18 protein-coding genes and 3 pseudogenes are annotated in these 24,985 nt (G+C 69.8%); 8 read left to right on the forward strand and 13 right to left on the reverse strand.

The window, feature by feature from the left end:
- Positions 1 to 59: 59 nt before the first annotated feature.
- A pseudogene (locus tag SACE_RS40130) lies at positions 60 to 706 on the forward strand (CocE/NonD family hydrolase).
- On the opposite strand, the gene SACE_RS13420 reads toward SACE_RS40130, so the two are convergent.
- The gene (locus tag SACE_RS13420) at positions 703 to 2,124 is read right to left on the reverse strand and encodes an MFS transporter (RefSeq protein WP_009947841.1); all 1,422 of its coding nucleotides are present in this window, start codon (positions 2,122 to 2,124) and stop codon (positions 703 to 705) included. The pseudogene SACE_RS40130 and the gene SACE_RS13420 overlap by 4 nt on opposite strands.
- Positions 2,121 to 2,990, reverse strand: a complete 870-nt coding sequence (locus tag SACE_RS13425) for an alpha/beta fold hydrolase (protein WP_009947840.1) — start codon at positions 2,988 to 2,990, stop codon at positions 2,121 to 2,123. Before SACE_RS13425 ends, SACE_RS13420 begins: the two co-directional genes overlap by 4 nt.
- Before the next feature lie 118 nt (positions 2,991 to 3,108).
- On the opposite strand from SACE_RS13425, the gene SACE_RS13430 reads away from it, so the two are divergent.
- Positions 3,109 to 4,056 carry a LysR family transcriptional regulator gene (locus SACE_RS13430; protein WP_009947839.1) on the forward strand — a complete coding sequence of 316 codons (948 nt, stop codon included), beginning with the start codon at positions 3,109 to 3,111 and terminating at the stop codon, positions 4,054 to 4,056.
- A 64-nt stretch (positions 4,057 to 4,120) separates the two neighbouring features.
- On the opposite strand, the gene SACE_RS13435 is transcribed toward SACE_RS13430, so the two are convergent.
- Complete coding sequence (locus SACE_RS13435) at positions 4,121 to 5,002, reverse strand: NmrA family NAD(P)-binding protein (protein ID WP_009947838.1); 882 nt, start codon at positions 5,000 to 5,002, stop codon at positions 4,121 to 4,123.
- Between the two features lie 257 nt (positions 5,003 to 5,259).
- On the opposite strand from SACE_RS13435, the gene SACE_RS13440 reads away from it, so the two are divergent.
- The 4 genes from SACE_RS13440 (at position 5,260) to SACE_RS13460 (ending at position 10,522) form a co-directional block, all read left to right on the forward strand.
- The gene (locus SACE_RS13440) at positions 5,260 to 6,930 is read left to right on the forward strand and encodes a hypothetical protein (RefSeq protein ID WP_009947837.1); all 1,671 of its coding nucleotides are present in this window, start codon (positions 5,260 to 5,262) and stop codon (positions 6,928 to 6,930) included.
- 226 nt (positions 6,931 to 7,156) lie between these two features.
- The gene (locus SACE_RS13445) at positions 7,157 to 7,330 is read left to right on the forward strand and encodes a hypothetical protein (RefSeq protein ID WP_021341606.1); all 174 of its coding nucleotides are present in this window, start codon (positions 7,157 to 7,159) and stop codon (positions 7,328 to 7,330) included.
- 600 nt (positions 7,331 to 7,930) lie between these two features.
- A complete protein-coding gene (locus tag SACE_RS13450) occupies positions 7,931 to 8,617 on the forward strand; it encodes a GAF and ANTAR domain-containing protein (RefSeq protein WP_009947833.1) in 687 nt (228 codons plus the stop codon).
- Positions 8,618 to 9,262: 645 nt separating this feature from the next.
- Positions 9,263 to 10,522: an ATP-binding protein gene (locus SACE_RS13460; RefSeq protein ID WP_231849998.1), complete on the forward strand. Its 1,260-nt coding sequence runs from the start codon at positions 9,263 to 9,265 to the stop codon at positions 10,520 to 10,522.
- A gap of 343 nt (positions 10,523 to 10,865) precedes the next feature.
- Here the strand turns inward: SACE_RS13460 and SACE_RS37175 are convergent.
- The 4 genes and pseudogenes from SACE_RS37175 to SACE_RS13485 form a co-directional block, all read right to left on the reverse strand.
- Positions 10,866 to 11,156: pseudogene (locus tag SACE_RS37175) on the reverse strand (transposase); the annotation flags it as partial.
- 98 nt (positions 11,157 to 11,254) lie between these two features.
- A complete protein-coding gene (locus SACE_RS13470; RefSeq protein WP_009947828.1) occupies positions 11,255 to 11,554 on the reverse strand; it encodes an acyltransferase domain-containing protein in 300 nt (99 codons plus the stop codon).
- Positions 11,555 to 11,722: 168 nt separating this feature from the next.
- Positions 11,723 to 12,672 (reverse strand): annotated as a pseudogene (locus tag SACE_RS36430) (alpha/beta hydrolase).
- A 286-nt stretch (positions 12,673 to 12,958) separates the two neighbouring features.
- Positions 12,959 to 13,753, reverse strand: a complete 795-nt coding sequence (locus SACE_RS13485; protein WP_009947824.1) for an IclR family transcriptional regulator — start codon at positions 13,751 to 13,753, stop codon at positions 12,959 to 12,961.
- A gap of 577 nt (positions 13,754 to 14,330) precedes the next feature.
- On the opposite strand from SACE_RS13485, the gene SACE_RS13490 reads away from it, so the two are divergent.
- A complete protein-coding gene (locus tag SACE_RS13490; protein WP_009947823.1) occupies positions 14,331 to 15,662 on the forward strand; it encodes an MFS transporter in 1,332 nt (443 codons plus the stop codon).
- Positions 15,663 to 15,768: 106 nt separating this feature from the next.
- On the opposite strand, the gene SACE_RS13495 is transcribed toward SACE_RS13490, so the two are convergent.
- Genes SACE_RS13495 through SACE_RS13505 form a run of 3 tightly spaced genes read right to left on the reverse strand, consistent with a single transcriptional unit; the run spans position 15,769 to position 19,455 of the window.
- Positions 15,769 to 16,779 carry a 1-aminocyclopropane-1-carboxylate deaminase gene (locus SACE_RS13495; RefSeq protein WP_009947822.1) on the reverse strand — a complete coding sequence of 337 codons (1,011 nt, stop codon included), beginning with the start codon at positions 16,777 to 16,779 and terminating at the stop codon, positions 15,769 to 15,771.
- A 13-nt stretch (positions 16,780 to 16,792) separates the two neighbouring features.
- The gene (locus tag SACE_RS13500) at positions 16,793 to 18,067 is read right to left on the reverse strand and encodes an MFS transporter (protein WP_009947820.1); all 1,275 of its coding nucleotides are present in this window, start codon (positions 18,065 to 18,067) and stop codon (positions 16,793 to 16,795) included.
- Entirely contained in the window at positions 18,064 to 19,455 is a 1,392-nt protein-coding gene (locus SACE_RS13505; RefSeq protein WP_009947819.1) for a M20 family metallopeptidase, read from the reverse strand. Before SACE_RS13505 ends, SACE_RS13500 begins: the two co-directional genes overlap by 4 nt.
- A 210-nt stretch (positions 19,456 to 19,665) precedes the next feature.
- Between SACE_RS13505 and SACE_RS13510 the strand changes: the two genes are divergently transcribed.
- Positions 19,666 to 20,574: a LysR substrate-binding domain-containing protein gene (locus SACE_RS13510; RefSeq protein ID WP_009947817.1), complete on the forward strand. Its 909-nt coding sequence runs from the start codon at positions 19,666 to 19,668 to the stop codon at positions 20,572 to 20,574.
- Positions 20,575 to 21,339: 765 nt separating this feature from the next.
- Here the strand turns inward: SACE_RS13510 and SACE_RS13515 are convergent.
- Genes SACE_RS13515 through SACE_RS13525 form a run of 3 tightly spaced genes read right to left on the reverse strand, consistent with a single transcriptional unit; the run spans position 21,340 to position 24,751 of the window.
- Positions 21,340 to 22,869 (reverse strand): aldehyde dehydrogenase (NADP(+)), encoded by a 1,530-nt coding sequence (locus tag SACE_RS13515; protein WP_009947816.1) that lies wholly within the window; start codon positions 22,867 to 22,869, stop codon positions 21,340 to 21,342.
- Between the two features lie 44 nt (positions 22,870 to 22,913).
- Entirely contained in the window at positions 22,914 to 23,417 is a 504-nt protein-coding gene (locus SACE_RS13520; RefSeq protein ID WP_009947815.1) for a flavin reductase family protein, read from the reverse strand.
- A gap of 32 nt (positions 23,418 to 23,449) precedes the next feature.
- Positions 23,450 to 24,751 carry a flavin monoamine oxidase family protein gene (locus tag SACE_RS13525; protein ID WP_009947814.1) on the reverse strand — a complete coding sequence of 434 codons (1,302 nt, stop codon included), beginning with the start codon at positions 24,749 to 24,751 and terminating at the stop codon, positions 23,450 to 23,452.
- Positions 24,752 to 24,985: the final 234 nt, after the last annotated feature.

Genomic DNA, 24,985 nt, shown 5'->3' on the forward strand with positions numbered 1-24,985 from the left:
GGAAGTCCGCAGTGGACGCCGGTTTGGGGCGCGGACCGACGCAACGACTTGTCCCGCTCGTGCGGTCTTCAACGCTCCACCTGGCCGGAGGAAACCTCCTTTCCCAGGACGAGCCGCGGCCGAGCGGGTCCGCAGAAGACACCTACCAGGTCGATTTCAGCATCGGAACGGGAAACGACACCCGCTACGAACGCATCGCCGCCATCGACGCCAGGAGCTACTACACCACCTGGCAGGGGCGGACCGACGAGATGCTCAGCTACACATCCGAACCTCTGCCGACACCGGTCGCGCTCGCCGGACACGCCATCGCCGATCTCTGGATCAGCGCGACCGAACCCGACGCCGCGCTGTTCGTATACCTGACCGAAATCGAAGCCGACGGCCCCCACCGGTACGTCACCGAAGGACTGCTCCGCCTCCTCCACCGACGCGAAAGCCCCCAGCCCCGGCCCACTACCGCACGACGTGGCCCTACCACACCTTCCGCCGCGACGACGCCGAACCGCTCGTCCCGGGTGAACCCGAGCATGTCCGCATTCCCCTGCTGCCAACCGCTTGGCGGTTCGCAACAGGCAGCAGGGTCCGGCTCTCCATCGCAGGTATCGACGCCGACCACTGCGCCCAGATCCCGCACGGCCGGCCGCCGTCGCTCACCGTCCTCCGCGACAGCACCCATCTGTCGGCACTGCACCTTCCCGTCTAGCAGGTCTTCGGGCAGGGTCGTGGTGGTGCCGCTCGAGTTGCGCGACCGGCCATCCCGCCGGTCAGGCCGACAGTGAGGACCGCGGCCAGGGCGAACGTCGCGGCCTCGTAGGTCATGGCGTGCCACAGCGCGTCGTCGGTGCTGGCGGCGGGCACCGAGTAGGCGATACCGGCGAGCGTGACGCCCAGCGTCCCGCCGAGCTGCTGCGCGGTCGGGAGCAGGCCCGAGACGGATGTGGCGGCCTCGGCGCGAACTCTGGCGATGACGTGGGTGAACGCCGAGGCGGTGAACACCCCGAACCCGGTTCCGCCCAGGAACAGAGCGAGCCAGAGCACCCACAGCAGGTTGTCCTCACCCGTGATCGCCGCGACGACGAGGGACACCAACGCCATCGTGACGGCGGACGCGGCGAGGATCCCGGGTCCGAAGCGCTTCCCCAGGTTGTTCGCGAACCCGCTGCCGACCAGAGCCCCGACGGCGTACGGGGTGATGGTCAGCCCTGTCCCGAGTTCACTCCAGCCCTGCGCTCCCTGCAGGTGCATCGACAGCAGCAGCGTGAAGGACGGCACCCCCGCGTTGAAGACGAAGACGATCCCCAAGCCCCATCTCGTCGCGGGCTCGGCCAGCGTGGTGGGGTGCACGAGCGGGTCCGCCACCCTGCGCTGGGACAACGCGAACCCGGTCATCAAGACCAATGCCGACGCCAAACTCACCCAGGTCCACATCGGCCACCCGGCGTCGCGCCCTACCGACAGGGGCAGCACCAGCAGGGCCAGTCCCAGAAGGCTCAGGACCGCGCCGACCGGATCGACGCGCTTCGCCCCATGCCCTTTCCGGCTGGAGGGCAGCGACGGTGACAGCAGGAGGGCGGCGACTCCGACAGGTACTGCCACCAGCATCGCGGCCCGCCAGCCCAAGCCCAGCGGGTTGAGCTGGATCAGCACACCACCGAGCACCGGACCCGCCAGCGACGCCCCCGCCATGGTCGCCCCGTAGGCGCTCAGCGCGGCGGGCCGGCGGCTCGCGGGCAGCGCCGACTGGATGATCGACAGGATCTGGGGTGCCACGAGCCCGCTGCCGACGCCCTGCGCGAGGCGGCCCGCAACCAGTAGCCAGGCTTCCGGTGCCGCGGCCGACCCGACCGAGGCGACGGTGAACAGCGCCATCCCGGCGACGAACATCCTCCGGTAGCCGTACCGGTCGCCCAGCCGTGCCGAGATGATCAGCGAGCAGGCGTAGGTGAGCGTGTAGCCGGTGAGAACGAGCTGGCTCTCGCCTTCGCCGGCGCCGAGATCCCGCTGCACGTCGACCACGGCCACCTGCATGACCGTGACGCTGAACAGCTGGACGAAGGTGCCGGACAGGATGATCGGTAGGAGGAGTCGTCGCGCCGGCGCCGGTGCACGCAGGAGCGTCACCGGGCGGTCCTCTGCAAGGCGACGCTCGCGAGCACCGCCGCGAGCTCCGCGGGCCGGGTCACGAACGGTGAGTGGCCGCCAGGAAGGGTGCGCACCTGCAGCGGCAGGTCCGGCACCACCTGGTTGGCCTCGTCGATCATCAAGTCCTGGGTGACGAGCGGCAGCGCCAGGTCGTCGGTCAGCCGGATGAACGTGCGGGCGATCCGTCCCCAGCGTTCGGGCGTGACCGGTACCGGTGTGGTGACGCTCGTGAACGGCTGGTCCGGGTGCAGGAACTGCCGCCAGGTATCCGGAGCGGTCGCGGGGAGATCGTTCAGGAAGGCTCGGCGGATGACGTCGATGTCGGCGGGGTCGGGCGACAGCGGGTTGATCCGGAAGGCACCCAGCTCGGCCGGGTCTCCGAGCGGCGGGATCCGGACCGCGCCCGCGTTCTGTTCCGCCTCGATGTAGTCGGAGAACCGGGGGCGGCCCGCGGGAACGAACGAGGACAGGTACACGAGGTGGTCGACGAGTTCGGGGGCCCGCTCGGCAGCGGCGGAGGCCGGGGCGCCGCCCGCGCTGTGGGCGACCAGCACCACGTTGCGGAACCGGGTGCGGACCGCGGCCAGCGCGTCCAGCACGACGTCGGTGATCTGAGCCGGCGTGACCTCGGCCAGCGCCGACTTCTCAGTGGCGAGTCCCGGCTGCCCGGGCTGGAAGTAGCCGGTGGGGACCGGCGCGCCGAGCCCGCTGCCGGGCAGGTCGATCGCGATGCCTGCGAGGTCCTGGAGTGCCAGGGCGCGCAGCGTTTCCGCCCAGTGCAGCGAGGAATGCCAGGCACCGTGGACGAACAGGAAGACGGTCTCGGACGAGGACGGACGGGTCACGTCGGGGCCCTTCTGGAGTGGTGATCACGTACCGCACCAGATCACACCCTTGTCGCCATCTTATCCATCGATATATCTCACGACCGCCTCTGCGATATCTCAGACATATAGTGGGGGTGTGGAAGCCCGTCACCTCCGCTACGCGCTCGCGCTCGCCGAGCACCAGCATTTCGGCCGCGCGGCGGCGTCGCTGGGGATCGCCCAGCCTCCGTTGTCGACGCAGATCGCCGCTTTGGAACGAGAGGTCGGCGAGCGGCTGTTCGACCGCACCTCCCGCGGGGTGCTGCCGACCGCCGCCGGAGAAGCCTTCCTCACCCGGGCGCGCAGTGCACTCGCCGAGATGAGACTCGCGCAGGTCGACGCGGGGAGGGCGGCGCGCGGGGAGACCGGGCGGCTGCGGATCGGGTTCATCGGGTCCGCGCTGCTCGACCCGCTGCCGGGAGTGCTCGGCCGGTTCCGCCGCACCCACCCGCAGGTCCGGCTCTCGCTCCAGGAGCTCGACACCCCCACGGGGACGGCGGCCCTTCTGGCCGGCGAGCTCGACGTTGCCGTCGGTCGGGGCAGCCCTCGCGGCACCGGAGCGGAGGACCTGGTCACCGTGCCGATCGGCGCGGATCATCTGGTGGCCGTGGTGTCCGCGGCGCATCCCTTCGCCGGGCGCCCGTCCATCGATGTCGAGCAGTTGGGCCGGGAGCCGCTCGTGGTCAGCCCGGACGCGGCGAGCTCCTACCTGAGACCGGTGTTCGGGCCGGACCCGGCCGTCCTCGACGGCGCCACGATGGCGCGCGACATCCACACGATCGCCGGGCTCGCCGCGTGCTGCGTCGGGGTCGGGCTCGGCCCGCACCGCATGCGGCTGATAGCCCGCGACGACATCCGGTTCTGCGACGTCGAACCCCGGTTCCGGCTGCCGGATCTGCACATGTCCTTCCGCGTGACCGATCGGTCGCCGGTGCTGGCGGCGTTCCTGTCCGTCGTGCGCCGCAACTGCGCGGAGGTCGGTTCACGCCTCGACGAACTGCTCGCTCGGCACCCGTCTGCCGTTGCCGACATGGCCGGCGGCTGACAGCAGGGGAGAGCGCTCGCCTGCATGGATCCGCAGCCGGCTCCGCCCCGCTCGGCGTAGGCGCTCAACCCGTGGTTGTGGCGAGGCATTCGGCGAGCGCATGTTCCAGCGTGGTGGATCCGGTGAGTTCCTTTCCGGCACCGGGTTCCACGCCGAGCTTGCCCGCGTTGAACGCGTCGTACATGTCGGTCAGCAGGTGTGCCGCGTCCGGGCTGCATCCCGAGATGCCGGTGAACAGTCCCATCCACTCGCTGCGCGCCACTTCGACCGCGTGCACGTCGCGGGCGAGGAGGTCGGACAGCACGTGCGCCGTGTCCGCGGGTGAGTAGTCGTGCGGGCCGGTGATGAACCGGATCCGCGTCGATTCCGCGGGGTCCTCGAGCGCGTCCGCGATCGCTTCGCCGACGTCGATCGCGGAGACCATGCGGATCTTCCGCTCCAGCGGGGTCAGGAAGCTGGGGAACACGCCGTCGCGGCGAGCCGGCTCGATGGCGTACCGCCAGTTCTCCATGAACTGCGGGCAGCGCAGGACCGTGGTCGGCAGTCCGGTGTCGCGAAGTGCTGCCTCCAGTGCTCGCGTGGTCAGGATCAGGCCGGTGCCCTGCGGGATCTCGGAGCCTTCGGCCGAGAGCGCGACCACGTGCGGCGGTTTCGCGATCTCGAGGGCCGCGGTGATCTTTTCGATCTGGCGGTCGTAGGTCGCGAGGACATCGGTTGCGTCGTAGTGCGTCGGCAGCATGACGAACACGCCGTTCACGCCGGTGCAGGCGGCGGCGAGGCTGTCGAGATCGGCGATGTCGGCGACGGCGAGCTCGCAGCCCATCTCACGCAGCGCCCCGCCGCGGCTCTCGTCGCGGACCACGGCGCGCACCGCGAGCCGTCGTCGGCGCAGCGCCGCCGCTGCCTGCCCACCGTTGAGTCCGGTCGCTCCGAGCACCGCGTACATGCGTCATCGTCCCCTCGTGGTCGCTCGCCCGAGCGGCCGGCCCGCCACCCCAGCAAAGCGGGCAGCTCGGTGCGTCTCGCTTCAAGCTAGCGCCTCGGATGGCCGGATCGTGCCGGAACGGACGGAGTGCGCGAGCACGAAGGGCGTCGACCGCTCGACCTTCGCCGAACGCACGCCGATGGGTGGAACGTCGTTGTTCCCGACACAGCGTCTCCGTAGCCTCGGGGCAGGATTTCGCCTGGGGAGCTGGAGAATCGATGGGTGACTACGCTTTCGATATGGGTTCGTACCGCCGCCCGGTCACGACTTCTTCGCCGGCGGCGCAGAAGTGGTTCGACCGGGGCCTGAACTGGACGTTCGGTTACGTCCACGAAGAGGCCGAGGCCTGTTTCCGCAAGGCGCTCGAACACGATCCGGACTGCGCGATGGCGCATTGGGGCATCGCCTACGTCATCGGTCCGAACTACAACAAGCCGTGGGAGCTGTTCGACGAGCGGGAGATCACCGAGACGCTGCGGCGGTCGCGAGAAGCCGTCGCGAAGGCGCGCAGCGCGATGGCCGGTGCCTCCGAAGCCGAGCAGGCGCTGATCGCGGCCTTGGGCGCGCGCTATCAGGCCGATACTCCCGCACCGGATCTGTCGGTGTGGAGCGACGCCTACACCGATGCCATGCGGGAGGTCGTCCGGCGGTTCCCCGACGATCCCGACGTGGTCATGCTCGCGGCCGAGGCGATGCTGAACCGCACGCCGTGGAACATGTGGGACCTGCGCTCCGGCGACCCCACGCCCGGCGCGGACACCCTGGAGTGCAAGGCGCTCCTCGAACACGGCATCGCGGTCGTCCGCGGTCGTGGCGACCGGCCGCATCCGGGGATCTGGCACCTATACATCCACCTCATGGAGATGTCGGGCACTCCGGAGGCAGCGCTGCGCGTCGCCGACGAACTGCGCCGGCTGGTACCGGACTCCGGGCACCTGGCGCACATGCCGACCCACATCGACGTGCTGTGCGGCAACTACCAGGACGTCGTGGACTGGAACCACATCGGCATCGAGAGGGACATGAAGTACTGGGAGTACGCGGGAGCGCTGAACTTCTACTCGCTGTACCGGGTGCACAACTACCACTTCAAGATGCACGGGGCGATGCTGCTCGGCCGGTTCGAGCCGGCGATGGAGGCCGCGCGCACGATGTTGGAGACCATCCCGGACGAGCTGGTCCGGATGCAGAACCCGCCGATGGCCGACTGGCTCGAGGCCTACATGTCGGTCAAGACGCATGCGCTCGTGCGCTTCGGCCGGTGGCGGGAGCTCATCGCCGATCCGCTGCCGGACGAGCCGGAGCTGTACAGCATGACCACGGCGATGAACCACTACGGCAAGGCCGTCGCGCACGCCAACCTCAAGCAGCACGACGAGGCGGCCATGGCGCAGCGCCGGTTCGAGGAGGCGGCCGCGAAGGTGCCGGAGACCCGGCGCCTGCACGTCGTCGAGTGCCACGACATCCTCGGCGTCGCCAGGGAGATGCTCACCGGAGAGGTCGAGTACCACAAGGGGAACCACGCGCTCGCCTTCGCGCATCTGCGCAAGGCGGTCGAGAACGAGGACAACTTGCCCTACGACGAGCCGTGGGGCTGGATGATGCCCAGCAGGCACGCGCTGGGCGCGCTGCTGCTGGAGCAGGGTCAGGTCGAGGAGGCCGCCGCGGCCTACGAAGCCGACCTGGGACTCGACGACACGATCATCCGGGCGAACCGGCACCCGAACAACGTGTGGGCATTGGTCGGTCTGCACGAGTGCTACACGCGGTTGCAGCGCACGACCGAGGCACGAATGATCAAGCCGCAGCTGGATGTCGCTCTCGCTCGTGCCGACGCGTCGATCCCGGCTTCCTGCTTCTGCCGGACAACCACTCGCTGCTGCGGCTAGCCGACGGGATCGGTGGTCTGCCGGCCAGGGAGCGGGAGCGGCGCGAGCGGTCGGTCGATGCGGCGGTATCCGAACGGCCGCCCAAACCATGCGGGGTGGGTGGCTGACCACCGGTGTGGTGAGCCGCGGTGCGACGTGGGTGCCGACGTGATCGTGTTGATCACGTCGGGTGTGCAAGAGCCCTGTTCCAGGGATCGAAGAACGGAGGTTGACCATGCGTCGTGCGGTGACCGTGCTGGTGTTGGCTGCTGCGGCTGCCCTCAGCTCTGCGGCGGTGGCGCAAGCCGCGTTGATCGATGAGCAGACGTGCAAGGATTTCGGCGGCACAGTCGCACCGGATACGTTCGTGGACAACGTCTGCGTTCTCGCCAACGGGATGGTCATCGGCCGGATCGTCTGACTGGTCCAGAGGGTTGCCGCGCCGTGAGGCGCGGGAACCGCTACCACTCGGCTCGGGTCTGCTCGACCTCGATGCCGTGGACCTCGTGGAGGTCGGCCTCGGTCGGAGGCCAGTGGGCGAGTGCGTCCCGCACGAGTGCCCGCCTTGGGCGCGTACCACTCGCGGAGCCCGGACGCGGGTCGATCGGGCCGCCGTCCGCCGCATCGCTCGATTCCCTGCCCGCGGTTCCAGGTGACCATCCGCCGACCAGCACCGTTCGGCGGCCCGCGGCCCTACACCATCTCTGGCGGACCTGGGGGCTTCGGCGCTGACGCCCTCTCCGCCTCCCTGGTTGTGTGAGGCAGCCGACAAAGCTGGCGAGCCGCGCAACAGCCGGTGAACAGCCGCGCTGTCGATCAGGTTGCGAAGGGTTCCTGTGTGGACACCGCTCGTCGGGCGTCCGTTGATCAACTTGGCGGGACTGGCAGCGAGCGAGCTTCTGCGCGGTGCTATCGTTCCGCGTTGGTAGCCGGTTGAGCCCAAGCCGCTCCGTCGCAGGGTGAAGTGTGTCCGTTCCCGGGCGCTGTTGTCACGCTGCGGCGGTGATCACGGAAGACGCGGATGGCAGACAAGACCGACTACTACGACTTGGCTTCGGCGGCGCGCCGGCTCGGCGGCACGCCCGACGTGGAGGCCACTCTCCGGGCGATCACGCAGGCCGCGGTGGCCACGGTGCCCGGGGCCGATTGCGCGGGGATCAGCTGGGTGGAGCGCCGCCGGGTGACTGCGCAGGCCCCGACGCATGAGCTGGTGGCCTATTGCGACCAGTTGCAGACCAAGCTCGGCGAGGGACCGTGCCTGCAGGCGATCCGCTCGCAGGACACGGTGGTCGTCGAGGACCTGACCGTTGATCAGCGGTGGCCCGAGTTCGCCGCGCATGCGGTCGAGCGAGGGGTGCGCAGCATGCTCTCGTTCCGGCTGTTCGTGGCACGGGAGACCTTGGGGGCGCTCAACCTCTACTCGTGCAGCCCCGGCCGGTTCGGTGAGAACGCGCGGATCGTCGGTGAGCTGTTCGCCGCACACGCCGCGGTGGTGGTCTCCGGCAAGCGCCGCGAGGACCAGCTCAGCCAGGCGCTGCTGACGCGCGATGTGATCGGCCAGGCCAAGGGCATCCTCATGGAGCGCTACGGCATCACCGCCGAGCAGGCCTTCGACCGGCTCATCGCGGCCTCGCAGGCGGCCAACATGAAACTGCGCGAGGTGGCCGCCAAGCTCGCCAGCCGTGAAGGACCGGACTTGACGGCATGACCGTGCCGCATCCGACCGAGCGGCGGGGCACGCTCGTCGAGCGCCCCGGAAACCCACGGCGCCGGATCTCCGCCGCGTTCCGCTGGGCCCGCATGCGCGGCCGGTCCGTAGTCCGGCGGCGCCGTGGCGGCAGGGTGGTGCGGACCCTGTTGCGCGGTCGCGGAACAGACGCCTGCCAGCAGTGGTGGCGCTTCTGCTGGGGCCGCTGATCTTCGCGGTGCCGCCGTTGTTCCGGGTTGATGGCCATTACGGGATCACCAGCGGAACGCTCCTCGCGTTGTCGATGGCCGGTGGGTCGTGGTTTTGCTCTGTCTCGCCGCGATCGCGTTTCCGCTGGCCCGGGTTCTCCGGATCGACTGGGTCGCCTGCATCGCCGACCTGCTGATGGTGCTGGCGTTCGGCCTGCTCGCTTGGCGTGCCTGGCAGCGGCCGGTCGCGGCCGCCACGTGCGGCTGGCGTGAACGCGCTGGTAACCAGGTCGGCGGGGCAGGTATCGATTCAGTTACCGATCCATGCGCAGGGGTGTGCGCCAGCTCATTGCCGGGCCTGAGCGCTGCGGATAGCTTCCGCGCAATGCCCCAGCTCACGGCGGTTGTCCGCAGTGTGGGCGCGGACTAGCGGGAGGTGGCCATGCCGTCGTGGCGGGTGCGCGATTTTCACGATGACGACCTCGACCAGGCGATCCACATCTGGGACCAGAGCCGGGAGGGTGGAGAGCCGGTCTTCTCGGCCGCCGAGGTGATCTCGATCGCTCGGGCCGGCCACCCGGCGATGGTGGCGGTCGTGCAGCAGGACGTGGTCGGCATGGCGGCCGCCAAGGTGGAGGGCGAGCGCGCCTGGCTGGCGATGTTCGCCCTCGACGCGCGGTGGCGCAACCGCGGCATCGGCAGCGCGCTGCTGGGCGAGCTGGAGAAGAAGTTGCGCGGCCAGGGCGTGCACCGCATCACGAGCCTGGTGCCCGAGGGCGCGGCCGGGTTCAAGGCGATGGTCAACTCCGGCTACCGGCCGCGCACCGACCTGACCTACTTCGAGAAGGTCGAAGACCTCGATCCCGCCGACTTCGGCGTGCTGGAGGAGCTCGGCGGGCAGTTGCTGCCGCCCGGCCGGTGGGATGCACTGGCCGGGATGACGCGGGAGAAGGATGTCATCGAGCGCCGCGTGGTGCTGCCGATCTCCCACGCCGAGCAGGCCGAGCGGCATGGCGTGCTGCCGCCGAAGGCGATCGTGCTGTTCGGGCCGCCGGGAACCGGCAAGACCAGCTTCGCCAAGGCGATCGCCTCCCGGCTGAACTGGCCGTTCGTCGAGCTGTTCCCGTCCCGGCTGGCCGGGTCGTCCCCGGACGGGCTGGCGGCCTCGTTGCGCGCGGTGTTCGCCGAGCTCGAGGACCTCGACGACCTGGTGTTGTTCATCGACGAGGTCGAGGAGATCGCGGGCATGCGCTCCACGCCCGCGGCCGGCCCCGCGCACGGGGTCACCAACGAGCTGCTCAAGCTCATCCCGGGCTTCCGCGAGCACGACCACCGGCTGCTGGTCTGCGCCACCAACTCGGTCAGCTCGCTGGACTCGGCGTTCCTGCGACCCGGTCGCTTCGACTACATCATCCCGGTGGGGCCGCCGGATCCGCCCGCCCGCCGCGCGATCTGGTCGCGCTACCTGGGGCCGGCGCGGGACAACGTGGACCTGGATCTGCTGGTGGAGCGCACCGACCTGTTCACGCCGGCCGACATCGAGTTCGCCGCGCGCCAGGGCGCCCAGACCGCCTTCGAGCGCGACGTGCTGCACGACGACAGCGCTCTGGCCACGACGCAGGACTACCTGCGGGCGGTCGCCGACGCCCGCCCGACCCTCACCGCCGACGCCATCAAGGAGTTCCAGCAGGACATCGAGGAATACACCCGGCTCTGACCAGGGCCGGCCCGTCGGGCAGAGGCGTCATCACGGCTTTCCGTCCGATGCGGTCTCAGCGGTGGTCGTCCCAGTCGACCGGTAGCCGGTGGACGCCGTGACTGATTCCGTCGTGACCGCGATCACGCTCGCCGGAAACGAGGACGCGCTCGCCCGTCTCGCCGACGAATTGCACGCGGAGCAGGTCTTCGCCGAGTTCCTCTCGGTCGCTGTTCCATACCACAGCGCCCGGATGGACCCCATCAAGGACGAACTGCTGACCTCCTTGGAGGATCTCAAACGCACCCGGCGCGTGTGCCGCTGTACCTGACGGGCAAGGACGGTGTCGCGCACGGTGCGCAACGGTGTTCTCGCGGGCAATGCGTGGAACGATTCCCCGGTCACGCAGGGCTTTCCGGTGATGGTCGTAATCGTAGCCGCGATCGCCGTAAAGCCAGCGCGGCCGCTGCCACGGCCGGCCGCGTTTGCCCCGGATCGTGGGCAGAGCCTCGACCAGCGGGATCAGTCGGGTGCTGTCATGGCGGTTGCCACCGGTGACCGACACCGCCAACGGCACACCGCCGGCATCGATGATCACATGGTGTTTCGTGCCGGGTCGAGCCCGATCGACGGGCGAGGGGCCCGTCGCCGCCCCCCTTGAGGTCCAAGCCCATGTTGTGCAGCGCGGCCAAAGACGTCGTGAGGCGCTCGCGTTCGTCCTCCTGGCGGCGGATCGACGGCAGGGTACGGCCCTCAAGTCCCCCTGCTTTCCAGGCATTCGCGAAGCGAGTGGGCAAGCACCGGGTGCGGGCCGATCTCGACGAACACGCGGTAGCCGTCGTCGACGAGCCGGTCCACGGCGCCGCGGAAGCGCACGCTGTCCCGGACGTTGTGCCACCAGTAGGCCGCGTCGACGGCGGGGAACGACGCGATGCGTCGGGCGAGTCGGGCCACGAACTCGTCCAGTTCGGCGTCGGGCAGCGTCCGGTTGATCCAGCCGTACCGTTCGGCCTCGTCAGCATCGAAGTCGGCTCCGCCGAGGATCGCCTCCATCGTGCCCAGGTGTGTTGCATTCCCGCCGGCGCCTGGGCGGACGGCAGCTCGGGGCGAAGCCGCAGGCCTTTTGCCCTCGGAACGCTCCAGCGACGTGCAGCTGTGATCACATGGTGCTTCGGTGCCTGCGTGAACGCGAGTTCGGCATGAGCCAGATGGGCACGACGACTAGCGGCTCAGCAAGCGCTCGAGCCAGGATTCGCGGGCGGCGACGCAGGCCCGCGCAACCGCGGATTCCGGTGCGATGTCGTAGAATCCGTGGAACGCGCCGCCCCAGACATGCAGCTCCGCATCGCCGCCGGCCGCCCAGATCGCGCTCGCGAAGGCCACGGCCTCGTCCCGGAACACCTCTGCTGCGCCGGCATCGACGAACGTCGGTGGTAGCCCGCTGAGGTCGGTCGCCCGAGCCGCCGCGGCATAGGGGGAGACGTCGGCCGTTCCCCTCCGGTCGCCCAGGACCGCCGTCCACGCGGTGAGGTTGCTCGTCCGGTCCCAGACGCCGATTCCGTCGTACTGATGCGACGACGCGGTCTCGTTGCGGTCATCGATCATGGGGCACTGGAGCAGTTGGCCGTGCAGCCTCGGCCCGTTGCGGTCGCGGGCCAGCAGTGTGGTTCCGGCAGCGAGGCCGCCTCCCCGCTGCCGCCGAAGATGATCAGGCGGTCGCGGTCGAACAGCAGGTCGTCGGCGTGCGCGGCCATCCATTCCAGCCCCGCGTAGCAGTCCTCGACGGGGACGGGGTGGGGGTGCTCGGGCGCGAGCCGGAACTCGACCGTGACCGCGACGGCGTCGTACTTCATCGCCCAGTCGACCAGCGGATACACCGAGGAGAACCGGTCGCCCATGACCATGCCACCGCCATGGATGTGGTAGATCCCCGGGCCTCGGGTTCGGTGGCCCTCGCGTGAGATGACCGATACCGCGATCTCCGCTCCGCCGTAGCCGGTGATGGTGTGGTGGACGCACTCGACGGGCCGGTCACCGATCTGTTCCTCGATCCCGGGAAACGGCATGGAACGGTACTGCTCCAGCTGTTCCGCCGTCATGCGGACCGGGACCCGGCCGTCGAGCGCCGGTAGCAGAGCGGCGAGCTCGGGATCGAACGGTGGCCGTGGCATCCGACTTGTCACTGAATGCTCCAGGAAGTCATCGCGTCCTTCGGCTGGTCCCTGCAACAGGTTTGGGCCAGGGGAGCGAAGGTTCGTTCGGTGGATGAGTGTCTGCGGCTAGGCTCTGTCCACCTCGATGAGCATGCCGGGAGGCTAACACGGGCTCGGGTGTGACGCTGCGGGTTTTTCGACTTGCCGGTCTGAGGCAGGATCTCCGAGGGGGCCGGTTGCGGGAACGCGGCACCGTTCGGTCCCGCGGGAGTGACCGGTGATGTCGTTGGTGCCGGTGTGGCGGTCAGCCGGAGGTCGCGTCGCGCCAGAACAACGCGGTCAGCCGGTCGGCGGTGCGTTGCATCTGCTGGAGGGCCTCGGGGATGCGGGCCCGGCCGAACCGGCTGCGCGGACTGTTGAGGGTCAGGATGGCCACGAGGGTGCCCGCGCTGTCGCGGATCGGGCGCGACAGCGAGAGGAGCTCGTTCTCGAGCTCGTTGTCGATGATGGCGAAGCCCTGCTCCCGGACCTGCTCCAGCTCCTTGATGAGGGCCGTGCGGTCGGTGATGGTGTACGGGGTGAACGCCTCGAGCTTCTCGGGAAGCATCGCGCGCAGCTTGTCGGGCGGCTGCTCGGCCAGCAGCACCTTGCCCGTGGAGCTGGCGTGCATGGGGTACTGCTCGCCGACCATGTTCCTGGACACGATGCCGACCACGTGCGACCCCGCGGCCTCCGCGACCAGGTCGAGCCCGTCGTGGGAGTTCGGGACGGACAGCGTGACCGACTCGTTGAACTCGTCGGCCAGTTCCTGCAGCACCGGCTGGGCGTGGGCCACGAGGCCCGTGTACGGGTCGGCGCGGCGGCCGAGCCGGGCGAGCTCCCAGCCGAGGACGTAGTTGGTGTCGATGCGGTCGACGAGTCCGGCCTGCTCGAGGCTGTAGAGCAGCCGGAAGGCGGTCGGCCTGCTCAGGCCGGTTGCTTTCGCGAGTGTGGTGACGGTGGCTCCGGTGCGCGGCTGGGCGGCCAGCTCGCGGAGCAGGCGGACGGCCTTCGACACCGACTTGTTGGCCATCGCAGCGTGCTCGGCCTCGTCGCCCATTCCTCTCTGCCTCCTGCCGCCTCGGAACGCATCCGGGCACCTTGGACCGGCGCCCCGCGTCCAGGCTAACAGCCTGCGTTCACTTAGTGGACGCAGCGGGCGTTGTGGGCAGATCGGACCGTATCCAGTTGGCGGTTTCCAGGCGCTGTCCTCATCGGGGTGTGGGCCCGTCCATCGGCGCCGGCGCCCCGAGGCTGCGGTGAGTCTGGCCAGGGGACTTGCGATCCCTCCATGTGGCTGCATGTCCGTCGGCGTTCGTGCTGGTGAGGCTGAACGCGAGACATAGGGTGTTTGCATACTGAACGATATGTTCGCTGTCGTCCCAGTGTGAGGCGAGCAATCCTCGATGTCAATCTCCGTTGTCTGGGGCGAAGTCTTGACGGGTCCACATGGCCTCTGACACGTGGTCATTGCGTTCACATGATGAACGAATAGATCGAGTTCGGGTACCCGGTACGAACTCGATCGGCGCCGTCTGGCAGCACGTCTCAAAACACGTCGCCCGCGGTCGGGGCATGGGGCGCCGTCAGCGTGCGCACCCATACCGCGGGCGCTTCGCCAGGGAGGGAACAAGCTGGTGACCAACACCGCAGTTGAGGACACCACGCCCAGATCGGTCGACAGGAAGCGGTTCCTGGTCAGGCTGACCATCGTCGCCTCCGGCGGCATGTTCATCGACGGCTACGTCCTCGGCATCGTCGGTCCCGTGATCGCCGCGATCACCGCCGACCTGAACATGTCCGTGTACGGGGAGGGACTGATCGGCGCCGCCGCGCTGATCGGCATCTTCGCGGGTGGACCGCTCGGCGGCTGGCTCGCGGACAAACTCGGCCGCAAACCGATGTTCACGGCCGACCTCGCCATATTCGTGGTCGGGTCGGTCATGCAGTTCTTCGTCGACTCGAGCTGGCAGCTGTTCCTCGTGCGGCTGCTGATGGGGGTCGCGATCGGCGCCGAGTACTCCATCGGCTGGCCACTCATGGCGGAGTTCGCGCCGGCACGCCTGCGCGGCAGGTGCATGTCGTTCGCCGAGGTGGCCTGGTACATCGGGTTCGTGGCGGCGTTCGTCGTCGGCTACGTGCTGATGGCGGTCGATGCCGACTGGCGGGTCGTCCTCGGGACGAGCACCCTGCCGGCCGTGCTGTTGTTCCTCGGCCGGCTGGGCGTGCCGGAGTCACCGCGCTGGCTGATGAACAAGGGCCGCGTCGAGGAGGCCCGGCAGATCGCCGACACCTACATCGAAGACGTCGCGGATCGCGACGACATCACCGGCGAGCAGGAGCGCCAGGGCACGTTCGGCATGCTCTTCTCGCCGCAGCACTGGCGTGCCACCGCGTTCATCTCGGTGTTCTGGTTCTGCACCGTGACGCCCTACTTCGCCATCGCGACGTTCTCGGCCAGCGTGCTGTCGCAGTACGGGCTCGGGGAGGACGGTCTGGCCGGTGCCATCGGGGTCAACGGGGTCGCCCTCGTCGGCGTCGTCGTCTCGTGCCTGCTCATCGACCGCATCGGGCGCCGCAAGCTCACCATTCCCCAGCAGTGGGTCTGCGCGGTGGTGCTGGTGATCATCGGGCTCTGGGCGTCGGCGCCGCCGCTGGTGGTCCTGGCCTGCTTCCTGATCTTCGCCTTCGCCAACGCCATGTGCACGGCTCTCACGGGCGTCTACCCCGGTGAAGTGCTGCCCACCGAGGTCCGGGGGATCGGAACCGGGTTCGCGACGGCGGTCAGCCGCGTCGGCGCCGGCCTGGGAACGTTCCTGTTCCCCTGGTCCATGCAGGAGCTCGGCGCCGGGACCACGATGCTCATCGCCGCCGGAGTCTGCGTCGTCGGAGGCGCGGTCTCCCAGGTCCTGGCCCCGGAAACGGTCGGCCGCAACCTGAACGAGATCAGCTCCGCGGGCACGCGGTAGCGGTTGTCCGCACGACGGCGCCCGACCTCGCTCAGCGAGTCGGGCGCCGTCGTGTGCCGTTCAGCGGGCGCAGTGCCAGTGCCAGCTCGTCGCCGGCCCCTTGCGCCTACGCGAACAGGGCGCTGTAGCCGTTCAGCGCCGGCTGCCCGCCGAGGTGGGCGTAAAGCACCGTGGTGTCCTCGGCGATCTCGCCTCGGGTGACCAGGTCGATGAGGCCCGCCATGGACTTGCCCTCGTACACCGGGTCGGTGACCATGCCCTCGGTTCGCGCGGCCAGCCGCATCGCGTCCAGAGTGGACTCGTCCGGGATGCCGTAGGTGCCCGCGTGGTACCGCTCGTCGAGCAGGATCTCGTCGTCGGCCGGCTCGCGGCCGAGTTCGAGGAGCGATGTGGTGTTGCGGGCGATCCGCGCGATCTGGTTCCAGGTCTCCTTGGGCCTGGCCGAGGCGTCGATGCCGAGGATCCGCCGCGGCCGTCCGCCCAGCGCGGCGAACCCGGCGATCATGCCGGCCTGGGTGCTGCCGGTGACCGAGCACACCACGACGGTGTCGAAGAAGACCCCGAGCTGCCGTTCCTGCTCGGCCACCTCGAACGCCCAGTTCGCGAAGCCCAGCCCGCCGAGGCGGTGGTCCGAGGCGCCGGCGGGGATCGGGTAGGGCTTGCCGCCCGCCGCCTCGATCTCCGCGATCGCCTGTTCCCAGCTCTCCTTGAAGCCGATGCCGAAGCCGGCCTTCACCAGTCGAACGTCCGCTCCGGCGAGCCGGGACACCAGGATGTTGCCGACCTTGTCGTAAACCGCGTCCGGCCAGTCGACCCAGCTCTCCTGCACCAGCACGCACTTGAGCCCCGCCCGGGCCGCGACCGCCGCGACCTGGCGCGTGTGGTTGGACTGCACGCCGCCGATCGACACGAGCGTGTCGCAGCCCTGCGACAGGGCATCGGCCACGAGGTACTCGAGCTTGCGGGTCTTGTTGCCGCCGTAGGCGATGCCGGAGTTGCAGTCCTCGCGCTTGGCCCAGATCTCGGCGCCGCCCAGGTGAGCGGTCAGCCGTTCCAGCCGGTGCACCGGCGACGGGCCGAACAGCAGCGGATAGCGGTCGAAGTCGTCGAGTGACAAGGAAATCCTCCGATCAGGGAATGTCGAGCCTGCGGCGCGCGAACACGACGCAGACCAGGCTCAGCACGGCCAGGAGCATCAGGTAGAAGGTCAGCGAGAGCTTGCTGCCCGTCGCGTCGACGAGCCAGACGATCACCAGCGGCGTCGTCCCGCCGAAGGTCATCACGCCGATGTTGTAGCTCACCGCCATCCCGGTGGCGCGGCTCGTGACCGGGAACAGCTCGGCCATCATCGCGGGCAGCGGAGCGAAGTAGCCGGCCTTCAGCACACCGACCAGGAACATCACGACGAGGATCACCGTGAAGCCCGGAGCGGCGATCAGGAACGCGAAGCTCGGGTACACCAGCGCGAGGATCAGCGCCGCGAAGATCAGCATGATCCGGGTGCGGCCGAAGCGGTCCGACAGATGTCCCACCACGGGAGTCAGGCCGGTCAGCACGATCCCGGTGACCAAAGTGGACGCGAATCCGGTCGACGCGGGCAGGCCCAGCTCCTTCACCGCGAAAGTGGGCATGTAGGTGATGAGGTAGCTGATCGCGGTGGACACGGCGAGCGCGCCCATCGCCACGAACATGCGGCCCTTCTGGGAGCGGAACGTCTCCTGCACCGGCGCGCGCTCCAGGTCAGCGGTCTTGACGAACTCACCGGCCTCGTCGACGTAGCGCCGGATGTAGTAGCCGACCGGGCCGATCAGCAGACCGAACAGGAACGGGATGCGCCAACCCCACGACTCCAGCTGCGCGTCGGACAGCGTGGCGGTCAGCACCGTGCCGAACGCCGAGGCGAGCAGCGTCGCGAGTCCCTGGCTGGCGAACTGCCAGCTGGCCATGAAGCCGCGCTTCTCGGGCGCGTGCTCGACGAGGAACGCGGTGGCGCTGCCGAACTCCCCGCCCGCGGAGAAGCCCTGGACGAGCCGGGCGAGCAGGATCGCGATCGGCGCGAGGAGCCCGATCTGCGCGTACGGCGGCATGATGGCGATGAGCAGGGTCGCGGCCATCATGAGCCGGATCGACAGCATCAGCGCGCGCTTGCGCCCGGCCCGGTCGGCATACGCGCCGAGCACGAGCGCCCCGATCGGCCGGACCACATAGGACACCGCGAACGTGCCGAGCGTCAGCAGCAGCGACACGGTCTCGTCGTCGGAGGGGAAGAACAGCTTCGAGATCGTCGCGGCGAAGAAGCCGTAGACGAGGATGTCGAACCATTCCAGTGCGTTGCCGATCGACGCCGCGACGATGACGCGGCGCACCTTCACCGGTGCTTCGGGGGCGGCTGTCCGCGCGGTCATGGGTGTCTCCTCACGGGAGCGTCCTCACCGAGGTCCCAGAACAGGCCGGCCATGATGCGCAGGCCCTCCCGCGCCACGGGGGCCAGCAAGTGCTCGTCCGGGGCGTGCTGGGCGCAGGCGGGGTAGGAGTGCGGGATCCAGAGCGTGCACAGCCCGAGCTCGTCGGCGAAGGCGTCGTTGGGGATGCTGCCGCCGAGGTTGGGCAGCAGCGCGGGGTTCGCGCCGGTGGTGCGGCTGATCGAGCCGAGAGCCCAGCGCACCCAGGGGTCGTCCGGGTCCGTCCGGGTCGGTGGCATGGTCGGGCCGACCTCGACCTCGACCATGGGAAATCCGTGCTCGTCCAGGTGCTCGCGGAGGATGACGGCGAGCTTGTCCAAATCGGTGCCGACCACGGACCGGAGTTGGCAGTGCGCGTGTGCGCTGCCGGGAATGGCGTTGACCGGGTTGTCCGGGTTGCCCGCGGCGAGCGAGAGCACTTCGATGGTGTTCCAGCCGACGAGTCGCTCGGCCGGCGTGAGGCCGGGTTCGCCCCAGTCGTCGTCGATGGGCGGATCGTCCGGTCCGCCGCCGACCGCGATGTCGCGCAGGGCGTCCCGGACGTTGGCGGGGATCTCCTGCGGCCGCAGACCGGGGACGAGTATCCGGCCCCGCGCGTCGACGAGGGTGGCGAGCGCACCGGCCAGCACGGTCGCCGGGTTGCGCAGCAGACCGCCCCAGTTGCCGGAGTGGTGGGAGCCCTCGCGCAGGCCGACCCGCAGCGTGAACGGGGTGGAGCCGCGCGAACCGAGGAACAGCGTCGGCCTCTGCGCGTTCACGCGCGGCCCGTCGGAGGCGATCAGCACGTCGGCGGCGAGCTCGTCGGGCAACTGGGCGCAGACCGTGCGAAGGCCCGGTGAGCCGGACTCCTCCCCGGTCTCGACCAGCACCTTGAGGTTGAATCCGAGACGGCCGCGCACGCGGAGCACCTGCTCGAGCGCCGCGAAGTTGATCGTGTGCTGGCCCTTGTTGTCGGCGGTGCCGCGGCCGTACCAGCGGTCGCCCTCGACCACGACCTGCCACGGGTCGAGGCCGTGCCGCCAGCGCTCCGGCTCGCCGAGGACGACGTCGCCGTGGCCGTAGACCAGCACCGTGGGCAGCTCGTCGGCCTCGTGCCGGGTCGCCACGAGCAGCGGGTAGTCGCCGGCGGGGTTGTCGACGACGCGCGCCGCGCAGTCCAGCCGGCCGGTGAGCGCCGGGGCCAGTTCCCCGGTGAGGTAGGAATGCAGCGTCCGCGCCCTCGCCGGGTCCTGGCTTTCGGTCGCGAATGCGACCCGGCGGCCGAGTTCGGTGCGGAATTGCCCGGAATCGAAGTATTCGGCGGCACGCTCGATCGCGGCAGCACGTGTCATTTTTCCTCTTAACGTCGAGAACGTGCGAATTGCAATTCGGCCGACCGGTGCGTCGAGTTTATGGAGCGGTGATGGACGGCACAACTACACGTTTTCGAAGGGTGTATTGCCCTGGCGGCAACGACCGCGGCCACCCGCTTCCCACCGCGGCCATCCGCTTCCCACGACCACGCCCGGCGTCCGGGCGTCGCGCGGCAGTACATTCCCGGGATGCACCTCGTGCCCACGTCGCTGCGCTACTTCCTCGAGGTCGCGCGCACCGGATCGATCAGCGAGGCCTCGGAGCGCCTGCACGTGGCCACGTCGGCGATCAGCAGGCAGATCACGAAGCTGGAGCAGGAGGTGGGGGCGCCGCTGTTCGAGCGCCAGCCGCGAGGGATGGTGCTGTCGGAGGCGGGCGAGATCCTCGCCGCCTACGCCCGGCGCAGCGCGCTGGAGGCCGAGCAGGTGCTCGCCGACGTGCACGGCGTCGAGGCCCTGCACCGCAGTACCGTCAAGCTCGCGAGCTCCGAGGGTTTCGCGCGCGATTTCCTGCCGGCCGCGATAACCACTTTCCGGGAAAAGCATCCGGGGGTGCGGTTCCGGCTGGACGTCACCGGCCCGGCGGCGGCGACGCAGCAGGTGAAAGACGGCACGGCGGACCTCAGCGTCACTTACAGCCTCGGGCCGGAAGAAGGAATCAAGGTCGAGTATTCGCAGCAGCAGCCGGTCTACGCGCTGATGCCCGACGATCATCCGCTGGCGCACCGGGAGGACGTCGAGCTCGCGGACCTGCTGGAGTACCCGCTCGCGCTGATGGAGGAGGGCACCACGATCCGGCAGCTCTTCGACGTCTGCGTCGCGCTGGAAGGGCTGAGCTTCGAGCCCGCGCTCGTGAGCAACTACTCGGGTGCGCTGCAGAGCTTCGCGCAGCTGCGGGGCGGGGTCAGCCTGGTCGGCCCGCTGACGGTGCGGCGGCGGCTCGATGCCGACCGCCTGGCGATCGTGCCCATCAGCAACCCGGAGCTGAGCCGCCGGAGCATGCAGATCCAGTCCATGGCGCGGCGCGCGTTGCCCGCGGCGGTGAAGGCCTTCCTCGCGCACCTGATCGAGCAGGTCGGCGATGACCTCCTCGGGTAGGCAGGCCCTGGCGGCGGCACGCTGTAGCCGACCTCCCGCGGTGCGACTCACCCGCCCTCGGATCGGCGACGGAGCAGCGGGGCGATGCGGTGTCGACGAGCTCGCGCATGACGGACGGATACATGCCGCCGTGCTGCTGGGCGGCGGTTACCGCCACCCCGGTTGGACAGTCGTTGAACACGATTCGCCCGGAGCGCTGCCGCCAGCGCCACCAGGCCGGTGACCCGGTGCGTAGTGCGGACCTGGTCGGCGTGTTCGCCGACGGGTCCGTGGACGCCCTCGCCCATGTCCTCAGTGAGCGGAGACCTCGAACTCCACCGACCCCCAGCCTGCGAAAGTGCCCGACGATGAGCTGCCCCGGCTCGAACTCGACTCCATCGGCGGCCAGCCGGTTGCACAGCCACGCGGTGGCGGCCAACGGGATCGCCCAGCATGTTCCTGGTGTTCCCGTCCATCAGGTGGCGGCCGTTGAAGTGGAGGGTGCCGCGCGTGTCGCTCAATGTCAGCTCGGTGACGCGCCGAGGTGTTCTTCCGAGGATGACCGCGTGGGTTCCACATCGCTTCACGGCGCTGCGACTCGGGAGCGACGAGTTCGATGAGATCGGCAGTGGTCGATGCCGGTCTCCTCGACCCGGCTGATCAGCTCGTCGACACCGGGTGTCGCACCCGGTCACCGGCGGGCTCGATGCTCCGCGCCGGGCGCGCTGGTGGGGGAGGGTCGCCGATGCGTGCAGTGCCATCGGCGACCCTCCTGCTGGAACGTGCTCACCCCTGAGGTGTGCGCCAGCGACGTGAGTCGCCCGCTTCGCCCACAGTTCTGGGCACCTCCAGCGGGTTGGATTCGCGCAGCGCGGGGGGCAGGGCGAAGTCCGGTGCGTTCTGGTAGGCCACCGGGCGCAGGAAGCGGTCGATCGCCGCGGTGCCCACGGAGGTGTGCGCAACCGCGGTGGTGGACGGATACGGGCCGCCGTGCTGCTGGGCGGCGGTCACCGCCACCCCGGTCGGCCAGTCGTTGAACACGATCCGCCCGGAGCGCTGCGCCGCCAGCGCCACCAGGCCGGTGATCTGATGCCGCTCGGCGTCGTCGGGTTCGCCGGCGGTGTGGATGGTGACCGTCAGGCTGCCCTGCACGGCGGCCAGCACCGCGTGCAGTTCGTCGTCGGAGCCGTACTCGGCGACCACTGCGGAGGGACCGAAGTTCTCCTCCAGGAGAACGGGGTGTTCGCGCAGGTTCTCCACCGATCCCGCGTGGAGGAGGGTCGGGGTGAACGCGGGGACCCCGGACGGGACCTCGTGCTCGGCTCCGCGCGCGAGGACGTCGACTCCGGGCACTGCCGCGAGTTCCTCGGTCCGCTCCCGGTAGCGCTCGGCGATCCCGGAGGTGAGCAGCCTGGCCGGCGGCACCTCCCCGGTCAGCTTCGCGATCTGCGGCGGCAGGCCCGTTCCGCGCGGTAGCAGGAGGATTCCCGGCTTGGTGCAGAACTGCCCGGCTCCGAGGGTGAAGGATCCGACGAAGCCCGCGGCGACCTGGTCGGCGCGTTCGCGCTCGGCCCCGGCCGTGACGACCGCGGGGTTGATGCTGCCCAGCTCACCGTAGAAGGGGATCGGGTCGGGCCGGGACGCGGCGATGTCGAACAACGCCCGCCCGCCGGACACCGACCCGGTGAACGCCCCGGCCGCTACCCGGGGGTCCTGCAGTGCCCGCACGCCGGCCTGCCTGCCGGCGATCATCGCGAAGGTCCCCTCCGGCGCGCCGGAGGCGGCCAGAGCCGAACGCACGACGTCGGCCGTCTTCCGCGAGGTGTTCGGGTGGCCGGGGTGTGCCTTGAGCACCACCGGGCACCCCGCGGCGAGTGCGGAGGCGGTGTCGCCGCCGGCGACGGAGAACGCGAACGGGAAGTTGCTCGCCGCGTACACGAGCACCGGGCCGATCGGCATCAGCCCGCGGCGGAGGTCGGGCCGGGGACCGAGGACGAAGTCGGTGTCCTGCCGGTCGAGGACGACCCGCAGGTAGGAGCCGTCGCGCAGGACATCGGCGAACATGCGCAACTGCACCGTCGTGCGCTTGAGCTCACCGGTGAGCCTGCCTTCGGCGAGCCCGGTCTCCCGCATGGCCTCGGCGATCAGGGACGCACCCTCGGCATCGAGCGAGTCGGCCACCGCGGACAGCGCGTCCGCCCGCCTGCGCGGGGACCACTGCCCCCAGACCGCGGCCGCCGTGGCCGCCGCTGTCAGACACCGCTCGACCTCGTCCTGGGACTCCTCGGGCTCAGCTTGCTCGAACGTGTTGGTCATGGCTGTGTGCTCTCACTTCGTCGTCTTGCGGGGCGTGGAGGTGATCACAGCTGGAGGGTGCGGTACCCGCCGAGCTTGCCGCGGTGGAAGACCAGGGGCTGGCCTCCGCCGGAGTCCAGGCGGAGGACTTCGGCGATCACGATGACGTGGTCGCCGCCCTCCAGCTCCTGGACGGTCCTGCAGTCGATCCAGGCGTGCGCGCCGGAGATCTTGGGGGTGCCGTCGGCGGACTCGTGCCAGTCCACCGCGGCGAACTTGTCGTCGGTCTTGCTCGACAGCGCACGGCAGACGTCGTTCTGCCCGTCGGCGAGGACGCTGGCGCTGAAGTACTCCGCCGGTCGGATCTTCGGCCAGCTGCTCGACGTCCTCGCGACGCTGAAGGTGACCAGCGCCGGGTCCAGCGACAGCGACTGGAACGTCCCGACGATGAGTCCGGCCGGCTTGCCGGTGCCCACCTCGCGGCCGGCCACCACGACGACGCCGGTCGGCAGGTGTCCCATCACGTCCCGGAAGTGACGCGGCTCGATCGTTTGCGACGACATGGTCATGGTCGGTTCCCTCCTGGTCGGTCGTCGGTGGGTCAGTGCGCGGGGTCGATGCCGGTGCTGATCTCGCGGGCGACGCGCAGGCCGCTTTCGACGGCCCCGTCGATGAAGCCGGCCCACACGTTGGCGTAGTCGCTGCCCGCGAAGTGCAGGACGCCTTCCGGCCGCTGCTGGGCTTCGAAGTACCGGGTGAGCTGGTTCGGCCGTTGCATCAGCCAGGTTTCCTGCGAGTGCGGGTCGGTCATCCAGTCGTGCCCTGTGACCTCCAGGACCTCGAGGTCGTCGCGCCAGACCCGCAGCGCGTCGCGGACGGCGTCGATGTCGTGCGGCGAGATCCGGCGGGAGTCGGCTCCGAAGGAGACCAGCACGGCGTCGTCGTCGCCGACGAACTCGGTGCGCGCGACCGACAGCGGGTGGTCGGCCGACGAGTAGGCGAAGAACGGCTTGATCGGGCCACGGACCCGGATCCAGACCTTCACGCCCTTCGACGCCGTCTTCTCCTTGCTCGCGGCGCGCTTCTCCTCGCAGAGCGAGGGGGAGACGTCCAGCTCGGCGATGATGTTCTGCGGCAGGGTCAGCACGACCCGGCGCGCCTTGATCCGGTCGCCCGCCTCGGTGGTCACCACGGCCCCGTCGGCATCGTGCTCGACCCGGCGCACCTCGGTGGAGGTGCGGATGTCGGCCCTGGTGTCGGCGACGATCGCCTCGACCAGCGACCTGGTGCCGGAGGCGAGGCGGAACACCGCCGAGGCCTCGTGCATGAGGTGCCAGGAACCGGCGGTGGCGGAGGTCCAGCGCAGTGCGCTCGCGAACGCCCCGTCCTCGAGCGGGGCGTTGAAGTGGCCCACCCAGGCGGCCTCGTTGGCGCGGTACTCCTCCACCGGCAGGTCCAGCTCGTCGAGCTTGTCGCGGACGCTGAAGCCGTCGACGGACGCGAGGCCAGGACCGGAGGCGGGGGCGTCGGGCCGGGGGATCCAGCGCATCGTCTCGTCCAGGAGCCGGCGCATGCCCGGGTCGATCAGCTCCATGAAGCCGTCGAGCGTGCCCTTGCGGACCTCGTCGCCCGCCAGCCAGTAGGCCTCCTCGGGGCGCGGTCCGCGGGTGACCTCCAGGCCGTAGCGGGTGAGCTCCGCCCAGACGTGCGGCTGCACCCAGTGCAGCCAGGTGCCGCCGATCTCCAGGTCGCGGCCGAGCCGGTGGTCGGTCCACACCCGGCCGCCGAGCCGGTCCCTGGCCTCGAGCACGGTGACGCGCAGGTCGTGCCGGCTGAGCTCGCGGGCCGTGATCAGGCCGGCGATCCCGCCGCCGACCACGACGACGTCGGTTTCCTCGATCACGGTGCGGTGCTCCCCTCGTAGTCGGCTTCGCGTGCGGGTATCGCGGTTTCGCGTGCGGGTATCGCGGTTCGGATCGGTTGCTCACCGCGGGCCCGGTCGCCAGGTAGCGGCATATGGGTAAGCTTTTCGAACGAGACGTTCAATATGCGAACGTGATGCCGGTATTGTGACCCCGATCGCCGTACTCGTCAAGCGCCGGCTCGGGCGTAGTTTTGCGAGTGCTGCGGACACTTC

It is taken from the genome of Saccharopolyspora erythraea NRRL 2338 (assembly GCF_000062885.1).
Lineage (GTDB): Bacteria > Actinomycetota > Actinomycetes > Mycobacteriales > Pseudonocardiaceae > Saccharopolyspora_D > Saccharopolyspora_D erythraea.